Origin of the sequence: Lysinibacillus boronitolerans JCM 21713 = 10a = NBRC 103108, from assembly GCF_000772935.1 — a bacterium.
Taxonomy (GTDB): Bacteria; Bacillota; Bacilli; order Bacillales_A; family Planococcaceae; genus Lysinibacillus; species Lysinibacillus boronitolerans.
In genome coordinates this window covers 1-288 of the sequence record NZ_JPVR01000009.1, presented here as the reverse complement: position 1 = coordinate 288, position 288 = coordinate 1, and the positions used below count along the sequence as shown (strand labels likewise).

At 52.4% G+C, this 288-nt stretch carries 1 pseudogene; it reads left to right on the top strand.

The annotated features are described in order from the left end of the window. Nucleotides 1-288 (top strand): annotated as a pseudogene (locus CD31_RS23400) (contractile injection system protein, VgrG/Pvc8 family); the annotation flags it as partial.

Here is a 288-nt window from a genome sequence, read left to right as displayed (position 1 = left end):
ACCTTCCCAACACATCGAGAGGAAGCAGCGTTTGTTCGTCATAGTGTACGAAAGGGTGGCGAGTCCAACCCGAAAACAGCTGATCCCAAAACGTCTTACTGGGGTACACCGAAAGGGAAGGAAATGAAGCTAGACCCACAGTCCGTAACATTTACCGCCAAGGAGGGTGCCGTCTTTCTACAGCTCCATCAGGAGAGCGGCATCACTGTGCATAGTAAGCCATCCTTGCTGGTCAAAGCCAACGACACGATCACCTTTGCCGGAAAACGTGTGTCCATGAGTGCAGCG